This is a genomic window from Streptomyces griseorubiginosus, assembly GCF_001514195.1.
Taxonomy (GTDB): Bacteria; Actinomycetota; Actinomycetes; order Streptomycetales; family Streptomycetaceae; genus Streptomyces; species Streptomyces griseorubiginosus.
The window spans coordinates 891744-908538 of sequence record NZ_KQ948734.1 but is presented as its reverse complement, the minus strand read 5'-3'; the positions used below and the strand labels follow the sequence as shown (position 1 = coordinate 908538).

The following is a 16795-nucleotide window of genomic DNA, read 5'->3' as shown; positions in this document are numbered from 1 at the left end:
CCGTCACGGTACGGCCTGAGCCGGGCCGCCCGCGCCTGCAAGTACCGCTGCTCGGGCAGGCTCAGCGTCCTGGCGGCCGCCGACGCGTAGGCGGCCCGCGCCTCCTGACGGGCACCGGCCCGCTCCAGCAGGTGCCCGCGTACGGCGTCCAGCCGGTGGCCCAACTCGTCGGGCAGCCGGTCCAGTTCGGCGAGCCCCGCCTGCGGACCGTGGACCATGGCCACCGCGACCGCCCGGTTCAGCCGCTCCACGGGCCCGGGAACCAGCCGTACGAGAACGTCGTAGAGCCCGAGGATCTCCCGCCAGTCGGTCTCCTGCGCCGAGGGCGCCTCGTCGTGCACGGCGGCGATGGCCGCGCGGATCTGGTAGGGCCCGGCACGGTGGCGGGCCAGCGTCCGGGTGACCAGCGCGACGCCCTCCTCGATCGCCGCCCCGTCCCAGCGGGCGCGGTCCTGTTCGTCGAGGGGGACGAGGTCGCCGTCCGGGCCGGTGCGGGCGTCGCGGCGGGCGTCGGTGAGGAGCATCAGGGCGAGCAGGCCCGCGGTCTCGCAGTCGTCGGGCAGGAGCCGGTGGACCGTGCGGGTCAGCCGGATCGCCTCGCCGGCGAGGTCGTGCCGCTGGAGCGCGGGTCCGGAGGTCGCCGTATGCCCCTCGTTGAAGATCAGGTAGAGGGTGTGCAGGACCGCGGGCAGCCGCTCCTCCCACCGGTCGGGGCGCCCGAACCGCACGCCCCGCACCTTCTGCTTGGCCCGGCTGACGCGCTGCGCCATCGTGGCCTCGGGGACGAGATAGGCCCGGGCGATCTCCGCCGTGGTCAGACCGCCGACCGCGCGCAGGGTGAGCGCGATCTGCGCGGACGCGCTGAGGTCGGGATGGCAGCACAGGAACAGCAGCGACAGGGTGTCGTCCTCGCGCGGCGCACGGTCGGCGACGGCCGTGACCCGCAGGTCCAGCGCCGCCGCCCGCTCCTCCCGGGCCCGCCGGGCCTCCTCCGCGCGCAGCGCGTCCGTCAGCCGCCGCGAGGCCACCCTGATGAGCCAGCCGCGCGGATTGTCCGGCACTCCCGCGGCCGGCCACTGTCCGGCCGCGGCCAGCAGTGCCTCCTGTACGGCGTCCTCGGCGGCGTCGAAGCGGCCGTACCGCCGGACCAGCGCGCCGAGGACCTGCGGCGCGTGCAGGCGCAGCAGGTCCTCGATCGCGGTGGTTCCCGGCACGGGTCTCAGATGTCCCCGGCGCCGTCCAGGATGGGCCGGATCACCACCGGGTACTCGGGGGCACCGGCGGGCTGGGGGCACTGGGCGATCCGCTCGGCGATCTCCGTGACCCGCTCCAGGCTCTCGCACTCCAGGACCCAGTAGCCGCACATCAGCTCCTTGGTCTCGCCGTACGGGCCGTCGGTGATCACCGCCTTGCCGTCCGCGTCCCGGCTGACGTGCCGGATCTTCGCGGGCTCGGCGAGACCCTGGGCGTCGAGGAACTCGCCGGTCTCGGAGAGGTCGTTGTTGATGGCGCCCATGAAGGCGTACATCGCCTGGATCTCCTGCTCGCCCCAGACGGGGGAATGCTCGGAGCCCTTGCCGCGCATGGCCTCGTAGTCCGCCTGCGTCGCCTGCACCATCACCAGGTACTTCATGATTCCGCTCCTTCGGCGTCGATCGGCTCGGCCACCCGGGCCGGGCGGCTCTCACAGGGGACGTCGGAGCCGGGGACGGATTCTCGACAGGGTTCGGGAAAGGTTTTCTCGACAGGGCTCAGGAAGGGTTTTCGGCGGGCGCGCCGCCGTGCTCCTCGCCCGGGTCGGCGACCTGGTCCCGGTCGGCGCAGGCCGGGCACTCGGGGTTGTGGCAGGGCCCGCCCGTCCACACGGGGACCCATGCGCCGAGGGTCTTGTGACGCCGTACGACGGTCTCGACCGGCTGCCCGCAGACGGGACAGACGCGTTCGTCAGTGCCCATGCCCTCAGGGTAGGGCGAAGGGGGGCAGGGCGCTCTGTGCCGTACGCCGGTGGCGGCTGCGGTATCGGCGCCCGGACCGCTCGGGTCCTACCGCGAGGCACCCGGTTCGCGCCACATCGGCCACATCAGGGGGCCGTCGGGCAGTTCGAGCGGGCGTTCCACGAGTGCGAAGCCGAGACGCTCGTACAGCCCCCGGCTCCGCTCGCTGCTCGCTTCCAGGTAGGCCGGGACCCCCTCCCGGTCGCAGCGCTCCAGCACCGACCCGATGAGCGCGGTCCCGAGCCCCTCCCCCTGCCGCCCGGGGGCCACGCCGATCATCCACAGGTACTCGTGCGCCCGTCCGGCGGGGTGCACCCCGGCCGTGAGGGTGCCGATCAGCTCGATCCGCTCGTTGTCCGGGTCGATCGCCTCCCGCAGCTCGGCGAAGCCTTCCTCCTCCTCGGCGCTCTCCGCCGGCACCGGCAGCCACAGCGCACACGCCGCCCCGTCCTCCGTCACGTCGACCCGGCCCTCGGCCATCACGATGTCGACGAACGCGGCCATCAGCCGGGGATGCGTGGCACGGCGGTCTTCCTCAGCGGGGAAGATCCACCCGCTGACCGGATCGTCCTGGAAGGCCGCGTCCAGCAGCCGCGTGACCGGCTCCCGGTCGTCCGCGTTCGCCGTCCGTATCGCCACGCCCATGCCTGCCCGCCCCTTTGGTCTCAACAGCCTCTGCTCGCAAGGTTGTTGAGCCTAGCCGGTGTGCAGACGGAAGCGGGCCCCGCACACCGTGGGGATGTGCGGGACCCGTCCGTACCGGAGCCTTCGAGGGCCACGCGGGGTCAGGAACCGCGCGGTCCCCCTCGCTCCGGCGTCCTCAACTGCTGCGCCGGGTCACGAACTCGGCGAGCGACAGCAGGCCGCCCGCCGCCTCAGGATCCGGCACCGCGCGGGCCAGCTGCCCCATCGCCCGGGCCATCCGGTCGGCGGCCTGAACCTGTGCCCAGTCCCGGCCCCCGGCCTCCTCGACGGCGAGGACCGTGCGCGCCAGGTCCTCCTCGTCGTACGGCGCCGCGTACAGCTCGGCCAGTTCCGCGGACGCCGCCGTGCCCGAGGTGAGCGCGGCGACCACCGGGAGGGACTTCTTGCGGGCGGCCAGGTCCGCGCCGGCCGGTTTGCCGGTGCGGACCGGGTCGCCCCATATGCCGATCACGTCGTCGATGAGCTGGAAGGCGAGCCCGGCCTCCCGGCCGAACGCGTCCATCGCCTCGACGTCCGCGGTGGACGAGCCCGCGTACAGCGCCCCGAGCGCACAGGCGCACCCGAGCAGCGCGCCCGTCTTCGCCTCGGCCATGACGAGCACCTGGTCGAGGGTGACCTCGCCGGGGCCGAGCTCCTCCATGGCGGTGTCCTCGTGCTGGCCCTCGCACAACTCGACGACACAGGAGGCGAGCCGGGCCGCGGCGGCACCGGCCGCGGGATGCGGATCCTCGGCCAGCAGCCGCAGCGCCAGCGCCTGGAGGGCGTCCCCGGCGAGGATCGCGTCCGCGTCGCCGAACACGGTCCAGGCGGTGGGGCGGTGTCTGCGGGTGGTGTCGCGGTCCATCACGTCGTCGTGGAGCAGGGTGAAGTTGTGGACCAGCTCCACCGCCACGGCCGCCCGTACGGCGGCTTCCCGCGCCCGGTCCCCACCGAGCGCGGCGGCCGCGGTGAGGACGAGGGCGGGCCGAATCGCCTTGCCGGCGTTGCCCGCGGCCGAGGTGCCGTCGGCGTGCTCCCAGCCGAAGTGGTAGAGCGCGACCCGGCGCAGGGACCGGGGCAGCGACTCCACCGCGCGGCGCAACGCGGGGTCGACCGCCGCCCGGACCCGCTCCAGGATCACAGCGGCCTCATGCCCGTCGGCCGGGCCGGACACGGTCACCCGCTCCCCCGGGCGCTGGGTTCTCTCCGGCGCCCGCGCCTGCGTATCCGTCGTGAACTCCGCCATGGGACCCCCCTCGGTCAGTCCGCGGACGGTGGCGCTTCCGCTGCGGGTGGGCGCCTGCCACCGGGGTGTCTCCACCCCGGTGTCCGACCGGGATGTACCCGCGCCCGAGGGCGAGGACACGGCTCCCAGGTGCAGAAACGTCACCTCCACCGGCCGATCTCGACGTTCTCCAGCACCCCGAGCGCGTCCGGCACCAGCACGGCCGCCGAGTAGTAGGCCGTCACCAGGTACTTGATGATCGACTGTTCGTTGATGCCCATGAACCGCACCGACAGGCTCGGCTCGATCTCGTCCGGGATGCCCGCCTGCTGAAGGCCGATGACGCCCTGGTCCGCCTCACCGGTACGCATGGCGATGATCGACGTCGTCCGCTCCGGGGTGACCGGAATCTTGTTGCAGGGGTAGATCGGCACCCCGCGCCAGGTGGGGATGCGGTTGCCGCCCACGTCGATGGTCTCGGGGACGAGACCGCGCTTGTTCAGCTCACGCCCGATCGCGGAGATCGCGCGCGGGTGGGCCAGCAGCAGCTTGGTGCCCCGCCGGCGACTGAGCAGTTCGTCGAGGTCGTCGGGGCTCGGCACGCCGTCGTGCGGCTGGAGCCGCTGGTCGTACTCGCAGTTGTTCAGCAGCCCGAACTCGCGGTTGTTGACGAGCTCGTGCTCCTGGCGCTCCTTGAGGGCCTCCACGGTCAGCCGGATCTGCTGTTCCGTCTGGTTCATCGGCTGGTTGTACAGGTCGGCCACGCGCGTGTGGATGCGCAGGACGGTCTGGGCGATGCTCAGCTCGTACTCGCGGGGCCGGGCGTCGTAGTCGACGAAGGTGTGCGGGATGTCGGGCTCGCCGTCATGGCCCGCCGCGAGGTCGATCTCCTTCTCGCCGTACTTGTTGGTGCGCTGCGAGGGGATCGCCCGCTGCTCCCGCAGGTGCTCGCGCAGGGCGTCGGAGCGCTCCGCCACCTGCTCGACGTCCTGGCGGGGCAGCACCAGGACCGTGCAGGTGGTGGCCGCGCGGGCGGTGTACTCCCAGATGGCGTCCGGGTCCAAAAGCGCCTGGTCGCCGAAGTAGGCGCCGTCGGCGAGGACTCCGAGGACCGCGTCGTCGCCGTAGGGGCCGGTGCCGACCTTCTCCACACGGCCGTGCGCCAGCAGGTAGACCTCCTCGGTCCGGGCGCCGAACGAGGCGATCACCTGGCCGGGGGCGAACTCCCGCTGCTGGCAGCGCTGGGCGAGCTCGGAGAGCACGTCGTCGTCCTCGTAGGACCTGAGCGCCGGCAGCTCGCGCAGTTCGTCGGGGATCACCTCGACCCGGTCGCCGGTCTTCACGAACGTCACCCGGCCGTCACCCACGGCGTAGCTCAGCCGCCGGTTCACCCGGTACGTGCCGCCCTGGACGTTCACCCAGGGCAGCATGCGCAGCAGCCAGCGGGAGCTGATCTCCTGCATCTGGGGTGCGGACTTGGTGGTGGTGGCCAGGTTCCGCGCGGCCGCCGTGCCGAGACTCTGCTGCGGCCGGCCCTGCTCGGTGCGGACCTCTTCGCCTACCGACATAAGGAATTGCCCTCCCGATACATGCCCGGACGCGATCTGCTCACGGGCATCGATGTGCGGGACCAACCCTTCCTCACGGAACGTGCCGGTGCTATTACCCGAAAGAGCGGGAATGGATCACCGCGAGGCTGGGCATATGCGCGTTTCGTGTCCCCTTCCGCCCGGCCAAGTCCGTTGGCCGGAGCGGAATATGACTGTCCGAATCAGCTCGCACGCCGCACGAACCAGGAGTCGGATCCCGCCGCCTTCGGTACAAGCACGGGTACGAGCCGACCCGCGCCGGGCGGTCGGCGCGCAGCGCGAAGGAGGGGGCCATGGCCTCACCCATGTCCGCCGCCAGATTCCTGGCCGTCCTGAAGGCGGAGGGCGCGACCGTCGTCGAGGTCGGTGACTGGGAGCACCACAACCGCAACCACGTCGGCGCCTGGGGGCCCGTGCACGGCGTGATGATCCACCACACGGTGACCAGCGGCAGCGCGGCCACGGTGGAGCTGTGCCGCAAGGGCTACACGGGCCTGCCGGGCCCCCTCTGCCACGGCGTCATCACCAAGGACGGCCGGGTCCATCTCGTCGGCTACGGCCGCGCCAACCACGCCGGTCTCGGCGACGACGACGTCCTGCGGGCCGTGATCGCGGAGACGGCACTGCCGCCCGACAACGAGGCCAACACCGACGGCAACCGCCACTTCTACGGCTTCGAGTGCGAGAACCTCGGCGACGGCGACGATCCCTGGCCGGACGCCCAGCTGAAGGCGATCGAGCGGGTCTCCGCGGCGGTGTGCCGTCACCACGGCTGGACGGAGCGCTCGGTCATCGGCCACCTGGAGTGGCAGCCGGGAAAGGTGGACCCCCGCGGCTTCACGATGTCCTGGCTGCGCGGCCGGATCCGCGAGCGCCTGGAGTGACCCCGCAGGTCACAATGGGGGCGTGACCGTCCTCGACGCCCTGCGCCCCCGCCTCCCCTCCCCCGTGCAGGAGCTGTCGGACCGCCGTTTCGCCCGCCACGGCCTGCGTCTCGTCCTCAAGCGGGACGATCTGATCCACCCGGAGATCGTCGGCAACAAGTGGCGCAAACTGGCGCCGAACCTCGCCGCGGCGGCCGGCCGTACCGTCGTCACCTTCGGCGGCGCCTACTCCAACCATCTGCGGGCCACGGCCGCCGCGGGACGCCTCCTCGGCCTGCCCACGGTGGGTGTGGTCCGCGGGCAGGAGCTCGCCGACCGGCCCCTGAACCCCTCCTTGGGCCGGTGTGCGGCCGACGGCATGCGCCTGCACTTCGTGGCCAGGTCGACGTACCGCGACAAGGCCGACCCGGCCGCCCTCGCGCGCGTGCTGCGCGCGGCGGACGCCGAGGACGCCTACGTCGTCCCTGAGGGCGGCAGCAACGCGCTCGCGGTACGCGGCTGCCGGGCACTCGGCGAGGAGCTCGCAGGGCAGGCGGACGTGGTCGCGATCGCCTGCGGCACCGGAGGCACCCTGGCGGGCTTGGCGGCGGGCCTCTCCCGGGATCAGCGCGCCCTCGGCATACCGGTCCTCAAGGGCGGCTTCCTGACAGCCGAGACGGAGTCCCTGCAACGCCGCGCCTTCGGCGACCGGCGGGGCGACTGGACGCTGGACGACCGCTTCCACTGCGGCGGTTACGCCCGCACCACCCCGGAGCTCGACGTGTTCGCGGACGACTTCGAGCAGCGCCACGGTGTGCCCGTGGAACGACTTTATGTCGCCAAGTTGCTGTTCGGACTGGTCGCTCTGGCTGAAGAGGGCGCCTTCGCGCGCGGGACGACCGTCGCGGCCGTGGTCACGGGCCGGCCCTTTCCCTGACGAGGGGCCGGCCCCGGCCCTACTCCGCCGCCTCCCGGTAGGCCGCCGCCTCCTCCAGGTCCAGCCTGCGCAGCAGGGTGCGGAGCATCTCGTCGTCGATGTAGCGCAGGTCCCGCAGCTTGACGAAGACCGTGCGCTCGGCGCCGATCATCTCGCGGGAGAGGCGGCGGTAGGTGTCGTCGACCGTCTCGCCGGTCAGCGGGTTGGACTGGCCGAGGCGTTCCCAGACGGCGTTGCGGCGGCGTTCCAGGACCGTGCGCAGACGGTCGGCGAGGGGCGGGGGGAGGGCGTTGCGCTCGTCGGCGAGGAGTTCGTCCAGGCGGCTCTCGGCGGCCCGGGAGGCCTGCGCCTGGGCGTTGGCCTCGGCGAGGGTCTCCGCCTGCCGGTCGCGGCCGGGGAGCTTCAGCACGCGGATCAGCGGGGGCAGGGTGACGCCCTGCACGACGAGGGTGCCGATGACCGTGGTGAAGGTGAGGAAGAGGATCAGGTTGCGGCCCTCGAAGGCCTCGCCGTCGTGCAGGGTCTCCGGGATCGAGAAGGCGATGGCCAGCGAGACCACGCCCCGCATTCCGGCCCAGGCGATGACGAACGGCCCCTTCCAGGTGGGGTTCTCCTCACGTTCGCGGATCCGCGCGGACAGCATGCGGGGCAGGAAGGTCGCCGGATAGACCCACACGAACCTCGACAGGACGACCACGAAGAACACGGCGACCGCGTACCAGGCGGCGCGTCCGCCCTCGTACTCGCCGAGGCCCTTCAGTACGACGGGCAGTTGCAGTCCGATGAGGGCGAACACCGACGACTCCAGGACGAAGGCGACCATCTTCCAGACGGCGTCCTCCTGGAGGCGCGTCGCGAAGTCGACCTCCCACGCGCGGTGCCCGAGGAACAGCGCCACGACGACCACCGCGAGCACCCCGGAGGCGTGGAACGACTCCGCGGACGCGTAGGCGACGAACGGGATCAGCAGGGACAGGGTGTTCTGGAGCAGGGGCTCCTTGAGGTGGGTGCGCAGCCAGTGGATCGGCACCATCAGCACCAGGCCGACCACGACCCCGCCGACCGCGGCGAGCAGGAACTCCCCGATGCCGCCCGCCCAGGAGGCGCCCTCGCCGATCGCGGCCGCGAGCGCGACCCGGTAGGCGGTGATCGCGGTCGCGTCGTTCACCAGGGACTCGCCCTGGAGGATCGTGGTGATCCGGGAGGGCAGCCCCACCCGCCGGGCGACCGCCGTGGCGGCGACCGCGTCCGGCGGCGCCACCACCGCGCCCAGCACGAGCGCCCCGGTCAGCGAAAGGCCCGGCACGATCCGGTACGCCGCCCAGCCGACGACGAGGGTCGCGAAGAGCACGTACCCCACCGACAGCAGCGCCACGGGCCGCAGTTGCGCCCGCAGGTCGAGATAGGAGCTGTCGGTGGCCGCGGTGTGCAGCAGCGGCGGCAGGATGAGGGGCAGGACCACGTCCGGGTCCAGCGTGTACTCGGGCACCCCGGGCACGTAGGAGATCACGAGCCCGGCGGCGACCAGCAGCAGCGGTGCCGGCACCGGGGTGCGCCGGGCCGCCGCGGCGACCGCCGCGCTCCCCGCCACCAGCAACAGCAGTGGCATCACGTCCATGTCCCTCGCCCGCCCTCGTTCATCGTCGTACGCCCACCCTCGTTTTTCCGCGCCGCCATCCGCGCGGCCGTCGTAACCTGGCAATCATGAAACAGTGCACGCACGCCGACGCGCTGCCGCACCCGGAACCCGAGCCTCTCAGCGAGACGTGTCCGGAGTGCCTGAGGGACGGCACCCACCCGGTACAGCTGCGCCTGTGCCTCGACTGCGGTCATGTCGGCTGCTGCGACTCCTCGCCGGGACAGCACGCGACGAAGCACCACAAGGACACCGAGCACCCGATCATGCGCACGCACGAACCCGGGGAGAACTGGCGTTGGTGCTTCGTGGACCACGTCCTTGTGTGACCCTGGACCCCCGGGTTCCAGGACGGTTCGACCGTCTGACGTCTGGGTACGTCAACCCGGCGCGCGTTCTTCCCAATTGGAGCCGCAAACCCCCTAGACACGGAGCGTGTCCACAGGTTTACTGTGAGTGACGGTATGGGGTTGGGGTCCCGGGACAGAAAAGCCGAGAGCGCGGTAGCGTCACCGCTGAACCACACTTCGCGTTACTCCGGGGGGCGACCCTCGGCCCCCGAAAAGCTTGTACCACCTTGGAGGTGAGGGTGTCCCAGATCGCAGGCGAGCCCGCGACCCAGGACTTCGTGGAAGTCCGGCTGCCGGCCGCGGGTGCCTACCTGTCGGTGCTGCGGACGGCCACGGCCGGCCTCGCAGCCCGTTTGGACTTCACCCTCGACGAGATCGAGGACCTGCGCATCGCGGTGGACGAGGCCTGCGCGATCCTGCTCCAGCAGGCCGTGCCCGGCTCGGTGCTCAGCTGTGTCTTCCGCCTCGTCGACGACTCGCTGGAGGTCACCGTCTCGGCCCCGACCACGGACGGGCACGCCCCCTCGCGCGACACCTTCGCCTGGACCGTCCTGTCGGCCCTCGCGGGCAAGGTCTCGTCGGCCGTGGACGAGGACAGGACCGTGTCGATCAGCCTCTACAAACAGCGCGGCGCGGGACCCGGGCCGGCGTGAGGAACGGGGACGGGCCGGTGCGGGACGAAGAGCGCGGCACACGGGAGCTGCCGGCCGAGGGCGGACTCCGCCCTGACCGCCCGAGCGGCACCGACCGCCTGGGCGACGACGGCCCCGGCGGTTCCCGGCACATGGTGGACGGCATCGACGGCATCCCCGAGCAGGCCCGGCCGCACCCCGAGGAGAGCGTCGGTGACACCACGGCGACCGGCCTCCTGGACGACGGGCAGGGTGATCGGGAAGGTGCCGTGCAGGACACGCCTCCGGCAGGACCGGCCGGGGTCTTCCCGGCGCGGACGGAGGCGAGGGCTCGTGGAAGGGCGACGGGCGGGACGATGAGCGAGCACGAGCGAAACGCAGAGGACGGCGCGGCGGGCGCGAACAACACGCCGGTCCCGCACCATGATCCACAGGACCGCAGCGGGGCACGCGCGCTGTTCGTCGAGCTGCGCACGCTGAAGGACGGCAGCCCGGAGTACGCGGAGCTGCGCAACCGGCTGGTCCGGATGCACCTGCCGCTCGTCGAGCACCTCGCACGCCGCTTCCGCAACCGCGGCGAGCCGCTGGACGACCTCACCCAGGTCGCCACCATCGGTCTGATCAAGTCCGTCGACCGCTTCGACCCGGAGCGCGGCGTCGAGTTCTCGACGTACGCGACACCCACGGTCGTCGGCGAGATCAAGCGCCACTTCCGCGACAAGGGCTGGGCGGTCCGCGTGCCGCGCCGTCTCCAGGAGCTGCGGCTGTCGCTCACGACGGCCACGGCGGAGCTCTCCCAGCAGCACGGCCGCTCCCCCACGGTCCACGAGCTGGCCGAGAAGCTGGCCATCTCGGAGGAGGAGGTCCTGGAGGGCCTGGAGTCCGCCAACGCGTACTCCACGCTGTCCCTGGACGTCCCCGACACCGACGACGAGTCGCCCGCGGTGGCGGACACCCTCGGCGCGGAGGACGAGGCGCTGGAGGGCGTCGAGTACCGCGAGTCGCTGAAGCCGCTGCTGGAGGATCTCCCGCCGCGCGAGAAGCGCATCCTGCTCCTGCGGTTCTTCGGCAACATGACCCAGTCACAGATCGCGCAGGAGGTCGGCATCTCCCAGATGCACGTCTCCCGGCTGCTGGCCCGCACCCTGGCCCAGCTCCGGGAAAAGCTCCTCGTGGAGGAGTAGACCCGCAGACCCACAGCCCGGCGAGAGCGGCCGTCCCCGCCGCCGGGCTCGGTCCGACGGGGGCCCGCGGAACCCCGGGCCCGACGAGGGGCGGACACCCCGGGCATCGCGTCCCAGCGGTCGCCGGTCACAGCACGCAGGTGTGCCACGGTCGGCGCCGTGGGGCCGGATCGCCCAGGACCCGCACGCCTCGGCCGGTTCGCGCCTTCTCGGCGACCGGCCCCGCCGCGTCAGAAGGCCGGGCACCGCCTCCGCGGCCGGGCCCACCCCAGTTCTACGACCGGCCCTCGCCGTCCTGGGTGCGCCCAGGTCCCCTGATTCCCAGCGCCCTGGTCGTCTCCGAGTTGATCAGGAGGATCAGGGCCGCCACCGCGACGACCGCGAGGGCGATGCCTGCCGGGATGGCCGCGCTGTCGGCCTGGAGGAGGTTGTAGGCGACGGGCAGGGCCATGATCTGGGTGATGACGGCCGGGCCCCGGCTCCAGCTGCGGCGGGCGAGCAGTCCGCGCGCGGCGAGCAGCGGCAGCAGGGCGAGGACGATCAGCGTGATGCCCCCGGTGACGGCGGACTGCCGGTCGTCCGGGTCGCCGACGATGCCCTCCACGAGCAGCCAGCCGCCCCCGACGACGAGCGCGAGCCCTTCCAGTCCGGCCAGAGCGGCGGCGTACGTCAGTCGCCGCGGGCGCGGACCGGAGATCTCGGCGGTCTCGGCCGTCTCGGCGGAAGAAGGGGTGGCCGGGTTCTGCTTGCTGCTCACCCCTGAAGGGTAGCCCTCGGGCTCGGGGCCCCGCGGTGAGGCGCGGGCAACGCATGCCGCCTCTCACGGGTTGCCTGGCGCCCCCGTGGCAAGGCTCACGGACCGAAGTCTTACGTGATCCCTACCTCGAACTGTGCCCGGTACCACCCAGTAGGTACGCTGCAACCCATGCGTGCACTTCTCGTGGTCAATCCGGCGGCAACCACCACAAGCGCACGTACGCGCGATGTCCTGATCCACGCGCTCGCGAGCGAGATGAAACTGGAAGCGGTCACCACCGAGTACCGCGGCCACGCCCGCGACCTGGGCCGGCAGGCGGCGGAGAGCAAGGACATCGACCTGGTCGTGGCCCTCGGCGGCGACGGCACGGTCAACGAGGTCGTCAACGGCCTCCTGCACGCGGGGCCCGAGCCCGACCGCCTCCCCGGGCTCGCCGTGGTCCCCGGCGGCTCCACCAACGTCTTCGCCCGCGCCCTGGGTCTGCCCAACGACGCCGTGGAGTCCACCGGCGCCCTCCTGGACGCCCTGCGCGAGGGCCGCGAGCGCACCGTGGGCCTGGGACTGACCTCGGGCACGCCCGGCACCGAGGACGAGGCCGTGCCGGGACGGTGGTTCACCTTCAACGCGGGGCTCGGGTTCGACGCCGGTGTGGTGGGGCGGGTGGAGCAGCAGCGGGAGCGCGGCAGGAAATCCACACACGCTCTCTACGTCCGCCAGGCCTTGCGCCAGTTCTTCGGCGAGGCGCACCGCCGGCACGGGACGATCACGCTGGAGCGGCCGGACGCGGAGCCGGTGACCGGTCTGGTCCTTTCCATAGTCTCGAACACCTCACCGTGGACCTTCCTGGGCAATCACCCGATGTACGCGTCACCTAAGGCCTCGTTCGATAAAGGCCTCGACGTACTCGGTCTGAGCCGCATCACGGCGCCCGCGATCACCCGATATGGCACGCAGTTGCTCACTTCGTCCCCCGAACGCGGCCCCCACGGCAAGCATGCGATCTCCCTGCATGACCTGGACCAGTTCACCTTGCATTCGAAGGTGCCTCTGCCCCTCCAGATGGACGGCGACCACCTCGGACTGCGTACGAGCGTGACGTTCACAGGCGTACGCCGTGCACTGCGTGTGATTGTGTGAGCAGAAGGGGCTAAAGTCCTTTCACTCGAACGTTTAGGCCAGGGTCCACCCCATGGAAGTACGGCTGTGACCTAGTCGACACCGAGGAATCAAAAAAAACTTTCCGGAAGGGGTTGTATCCGCCGCTGAGGTTTGCGAGTCTCTACGTGGCGGTCGGGACAGCCCGCAACACCAGCGTCCACAGGCCACCGGAACCCCTCTTCAATCAACAGGACCACGCCGGGGAAGACTCGGCGGTCGGCCCTTCACTTGTTGAGGGATTCGTGAAAGCGTTCACATTCACAAGCAACTTGCACGTAATACCAAGGAGAGGTAGCAGCCATGGACTGGCGTCACAACGCCGTTTGCCGCGAGGAAGACCCCGAGCTCTTCTTCCCCATCGGCAACACCGGTCCTGCGCTGCTGCAGATCGAGGAAGCCAAGGCCGTCTGCCGTCGCTGCCCCGTTATGGATCAGTGTCTGCAGTGGGCGCTCGAGTCCGGCCAGGACTCCGGCGTCTGGGGTGGTCTCAGCGAGGACGAGCGTCGCGCCATGAAGCGCCGTGCCGCCCGCAACCGGGCCCGTCAGGCCTCCGCCTGACACACCCGCCCCGCAAAACAGCCTGAGCTTGGCGGCGCGTACACCGCGTACGCTTCTCCCGCCCCCGAGCCGCAGCGCGCAGTACCCCCGATGCGCAGCACACGCTGGCAACGAGCATGTGAGCCCCGGACCCCTGAACGGTCCGGGGCTTTTTGCTGTCCGCGGTTCCGTCGCCGCCCTACTTGTGCGCCCGCACCGGCACGTCCAGGATCACCCGGGTCCCGCGCTCCGGCGCCGGGACCATGTCGAACGTGCCGCCCAACTCCCCCTCCACCAGGGTCCGTACGATCTGGAGCCCCAGGTTTCCGGCGGTGTGCGGGTCGAAGCCCTCGGGCAGGCCGACGCCGTCGTCCTGGACGGTGACGAGGAGGCGGGCCTCCTTCGTGGTGCCGCCGCGGACGGCCGAGACCTCGACGGTGCCGGTCTCGCCCTCCCGGAAGCCGTGCTCCAGGGCGTTCTGGAGGATCTCGGTCAGGACCATCGAGAGCGGGGTGGCGACCTCGGCGTCCAGGATGCCGAAGCGGCCGCTGCGCCGGCCGGTGACCTTGCCGGGCGAGATCTCCGCGACCATCGCGAGCACCCGGTCGGCGATCTCGTCGAACTCCACCCGCTCGTCCAGGTTCTGGGACAGCGTCTCGTGCACGATCGCGATCGAGCCCACGCGGCGGACCGCCTCCTCCAGCGCCTCACGGCCGCGGTCGGACTCGATGCGCCGGGCCTGGAGCCTGAGCAGGGCCGCGACCGTCTGGAGGTTGTTCTTCACCCGGTGGTGGATCTCCCGGATGGTCGCGTCCTTGGTGATCAACTCGCGTTCGCGGCGGCGCAGTTCGGTCACGTCCCGGAGCAGCACCAGTGAACCGATGCGGGTGCCCTTGGGCTTGAGCGGGATGGCCCGGAACTGGATGACCCCGTCGTGGGCCTCGATCTCGAACTCGCGGGGCGCCCAGCCGCTGGCGACCTTGGCGAGCGCCTCGTCCACCGGCCCCCGGGTGGGGGCGAGTTCGGCGGTGGTGCGGCCGAGGTGCTGGCCGACGAGGTCGGAGGCGAGGCCCATGCGGTGGTACGCGGACAGCGCGTTCGGGGAGGCGTACTGGACGATGCCGTCCGCGTCCAGGCGGATCAGTCCGTCGCCGACGCGCGGGGCGGCGTCCATGTCCATCTGCTGGTTGGGGAACGGGAAGGAGCCGGCCGCGATCATCTGGGCGAGGTCCGACGCGCTCTGGAGATAGGTCAGTTCGAGCCGGCTCGGGGTGCGGACGGTGAGCAGGTTGGTGTTGCGCGCGATGACACCGAGGACGCGCCCGTCCCGTCGTACCGGGATCGACTCGACGCGGACCGGGACCTCCTCGCGCCACTCCGGGTCGCCCTCGCGCACGATCCGGCCCTCGTCCAGCGCGGCGTCCAGCAGGGGGCGGCGGCCGCGGGGGACGAGGTGGCCGACCATGTCGTCCTGGTAGGAGGTGGGGCCGGTGTTGGGGCGCATCTGGGCCACGGAGACATAGCGGGCGCCGTCCCGGGTGGGGACCCACAGGACGAGGTCGGCGAAGGAGAGGTCGGAGAGCAGCTGCCACTCCGAGACCAGCAGATGGAGCCACTCGAGGTCGGAGTCGTCGAGTGCGGTGTGCTGGCGGACCAGTTCGTTCATGGAGGGCACGGGTGCGAGCGTACCTGGGGGTATGTGAGTGACCTAAAAGCGCTGTCACCGGGGACGCTCGGGCCCGGAAACACCCGCGGGCCGCGGCGCCTGGGAAGGACCCTCAACCTTCCCGGCACCGCAGCCCGGAGCAATATCGGCCGTGGGGTGTGCGGTCCCGGTCGGCCGAAGGATGAGGACCCGGGGCAGTCAGGGCAGAGAGCTCCGGTTCCTCGATCCCGCCTTCCTGTGCGGGGAAGACGGAAGTCACGATTCAATTGTGGACTAGACCACTAGGTGTGTCCATGCGTGGGAGCCTGTTTGTTGTTGGAGCTTTCCCCCACGGGAGGCAACTAGTCGGACGCCCTAACATCCACCACGCAGCCTAACGCGTGTGGGTTCATGTGCGGGGCGGCTTTGTCGGGCAATTTCCGCGACGGTCGTCAGATCCGGACCCGCTCGGCCGCCGGAAGTGGACTCGCTCAGTGCGTCTCCGTCACCTTCGCCAGGGCGCGCGGTGCGTCCGGGTCCTGGCCGCGGGCGATGGTGACCTCGTAGGCCAGGAGCTGGAGGGGGATGATCTCCAGGACGGGCTGGACCTCCTCGGCGACGTTCCCGGTGGGCAGGACGAAGCCGGCCGAGGCGCGCTCGACCTGACCGCGGGGGCCGATCACGACCAGGTCGGCGCCCCGGCCGCGCAGCCGGTCGAGGACGGGCTGGAGCGCCTCGCCGCCCTTGCCGTCGGTGACGACCGCGATGACCGGGGAGACGTTGTCGACCATGGCGAGCGGCCCGTGCAGCAGATCGGCGCCCGAGTAGGCGAGGGCGGGGATGTAGCTGGTCTCCATCAGCTTGAGGGCGGCCTCCTTGGCGGTGGGATAGCCGTAGCCGCGCGAGGTGATCACCATGCGCTCGGCGAAGCGGTAGCGGGCGGCGAGGGCGCGGACCTCGTCCTGGCGGGCGAGCAGTCCGGCGGCCAGTTCGGGCAGGACGTGGGCGGGGCCGCCGTCGCCGCCGCGCAGGCCCTCGACGAAGAGGTAGAGCGCGAGCAGGGAGGCCGTGTAGGTCTTGGTCGCGGGGAGGGCCTTCTCCGGTCCGGCCATGATGTCGATGTGGTACTCGGAGACCGCGGCCAGCGGGGAGTCGGGGTTGTTGGTGACCGCCAGGGTGACGGCGCCGGCCTCGCGGGCGGCCCGGGTGGAGGCGACCAGGTCCGGGGAGCCGCCGGACTGGCTGACGGTGACGACGAGGACGTCGGTGAGGTCGGGTCGGGCGCCGTAGGCGGTGGTCGTCGACATGGAGGTGAGGCCGCAGGGCAGGCCGAGGCGCACTTCGAGGAGGTACTTGGCGTAGAGGGCCGCGTTGTCGGAGGTGCCGCGGGCGGTGAGCAGGACGAAGCGGGGGGCGCGGGCGGCGATCTCCTGGGCGACCTTGCGGATGGCCGGGGCGCCCTCGTCCAGGATGCGGCGCAGGACCTCGGGCTGTTCGGCCATCTCGCGGGCCATGATCCGGCCGGGGAGTTCACTGTGCGGGTCGGGTGTCGTGACGGTGCTCATGGCTCCTATTGCACTACCCGTTCGACTCCCCCGCGAGGA

16 protein-coding genes and 1 pseudogene are annotated in these 16795 nt (G+C 71.6%); 7 read left to right on the top strand and 10 right to left on the bottom strand.

Annotated elements, in window-relative coordinates:
* Positions 1-11 precede the first annotated feature (11 nt).
* The 6 genes and pseudogenes from AQJ54_RS04065 to AQJ54_RS04040 all read right to left on the bottom strand — a co-directional run.
* Positions 12-1223: pseudogene (locus AQJ54_RS04065) on the bottom strand (RNA polymerase sigma factor); the annotation flags it as partial.
* On the bottom strand, positions 1220-1633 hold the full coding sequence (locus tag AQJ54_RS04060) for a YciI family protein (protein WP_062024137.1): 414 nt from the start codon (positions 1631-1633) through the stop codon (positions 1220-1222). The pseudogene AQJ54_RS04065 and the gene AQJ54_RS04060, both read right to left, overlap by 4 nt.
* A 118-nt stretch (positions 1634-1751) precedes the next feature.
* A complete protein-coding gene (locus tag AQJ54_RS04055) occupies positions 1752-1955 on the bottom strand; it encodes a hypothetical protein (RefSeq protein ID WP_062024135.1) in 204 nt (67 codons plus the stop codon).
* An 87-nt stretch (positions 1956-2042) separates the two neighbouring features.
* Complete coding sequence (locus AQJ54_RS04050) at positions 2043-2639, bottom strand: GNAT family N-acetyltransferase (RefSeq protein ID WP_062024134.1); 597 nt, start codon at positions 2637-2639, stop codon at positions 2043-2045.
* 175 nt (positions 2640-2814) lie between these two features.
* Positions 2815-3924, bottom strand: coding sequence for a family 2 encapsulin nanocompartment cargo protein polyprenyl transferase (locus AQJ54_RS04045; protein WP_062234901.1), 1110 nt, complete (start codon positions 3922-3924; stop codon positions 2815-2817).
* Positions 3925-4064: 140 nt separating this feature from the next.
* Complete coding sequence (locus AQJ54_RS04040) at positions 4065-5471, bottom strand: family 2B encapsulin nanocompartment shell protein (RefSeq protein WP_062233939.1); 1407 nt, start codon at positions 5469-5471, stop codon at positions 4065-4067.
* A 314-nt stretch (positions 5472-5785) separates the two neighbouring features.
* Between AQJ54_RS04040 and AQJ54_RS04035 the strand changes: the two genes are divergently transcribed.
* Entirely contained in the window at positions 5786-6376 is a 591-nt protein-coding gene (locus tag AQJ54_RS04035) for an N-acetylmuramoyl-L-alanine amidase (protein ID WP_062233936.1), read from the top strand.
* Between the two features lie 22 nt (positions 6377-6398).
* The gene (locus AQJ54_RS04030; protein WP_062233933.1) at positions 6399-7292 is read left to right on the top strand and encodes a 1-aminocyclopropane-1-carboxylate deaminase/D-cysteine desulfhydrase; all 894 of its coding nucleotides are present in this window, start codon (positions 6399-6401) and stop codon (positions 7290-7292) included.
* 19 nt (positions 7293-7311) lie between these two features.
* On the opposite strand, the gene AQJ54_RS04025 is transcribed toward AQJ54_RS04030, so the two are convergent.
* Positions 7312-8910: a Na+/H+ antiporter gene (locus AQJ54_RS04025; protein ID WP_062233928.1), complete on the bottom strand. Its 1599-nt coding sequence runs from the start codon at positions 8908-8910 to the stop codon at positions 7312-7314.
* A gap of 86 nt (positions 8911-8996) precedes the next feature.
* Between AQJ54_RS04025 and AQJ54_RS04020 the strand changes: the two genes are divergently transcribed.
* The 3 genes from AQJ54_RS04020 (at position 8997) to AQJ54_RS04010 (ending at position 11094) form a co-directional block, all read left to right on the top strand.
* Positions 8997-9257, top strand: coding sequence for a UBP-type zinc finger domain-containing protein (locus tag AQJ54_RS04020; protein WP_020136655.1), 261 nt, complete (start codon positions 8997-8999; stop codon positions 9255-9257).
* A 260-nt stretch (positions 9258-9517) separates the two neighbouring features.
* Entirely contained in the window at positions 9518-9931 is a 414-nt protein-coding gene (locus tag AQJ54_RS04015; RefSeq protein ID WP_006136266.1) for an ATP-binding protein, read from the top strand.
* Positions 9932-9948: 17 nt separating this feature from the next.
* Positions 9949-11094: an RNA polymerase sigma factor SigF gene (locus AQJ54_RS04010; protein ID WP_079069732.1), complete on the top strand. Its 1146-nt coding sequence runs from the start codon at positions 9949-9951 to the stop codon at positions 11092-11094.
* Between the two features lie 274 nt (positions 11095-11368).
* On the opposite strand, the gene AQJ54_RS04005 is transcribed toward AQJ54_RS04010, so the two are convergent.
* Positions 11369-11851 carry a hypothetical protein gene (locus AQJ54_RS04005; RefSeq protein ID WP_062233925.1) on the bottom strand — a complete coding sequence of 161 codons (483 nt, stop codon included), beginning with the start codon at positions 11849-11851 and terminating at the stop codon, positions 11369-11371.
* A gap of 168 nt (positions 11852-12019) precedes the next feature.
* Here AQJ54_RS04005 and AQJ54_RS04000 point away from each other — a divergent pair, with 168 nt between their 5' ends.
* Together AQJ54_RS04000 and AQJ54_RS03995 are read left to right on the top strand one after the other, a co-directional pair.
* Positions 12020-12988, top strand: a complete 969-nt coding sequence (locus tag AQJ54_RS04000; RefSeq protein ID WP_062233922.1) for a diacylglycerol/lipid kinase family protein — start codon at positions 12020-12022, stop codon at positions 12986-12988.
* 321 nt (positions 12989-13309) lie between these two features.
* Positions 13310-13567, top strand: a complete 258-nt coding sequence (locus tag AQJ54_RS03995) for a WhiB family transcriptional regulator (protein ID WP_006142322.1) — start codon at positions 13310-13312, stop codon at positions 13565-13567.
* 178 nt (positions 13568-13745) lie between these two features.
* Here the strand turns inward: AQJ54_RS03995 and AQJ54_RS03990 are convergent, their stop codons facing one another.
* Both AQJ54_RS03990 and AQJ54_RS03985 read right to left on the bottom strand, forming a co-directional pair.
* Positions 13746-15212 (bottom strand): sensor histidine kinase, encoded by a 1467-nt coding sequence (locus tag AQJ54_RS03990; protein ID WP_062234898.1) that lies wholly within the window; start codon positions 15210-15212, stop codon positions 13746-13748.
* 470 nt (positions 15213-15682) lie between these two features.
* Complete coding sequence (locus AQJ54_RS03985) at positions 15683-16756, bottom strand: SIS domain-containing protein (protein WP_062233919.1); 1074 nt, start codon at positions 16754-16756, stop codon at positions 15683-15685.
* Positions 16757-16795 lie beyond the last annotated feature (39 nt).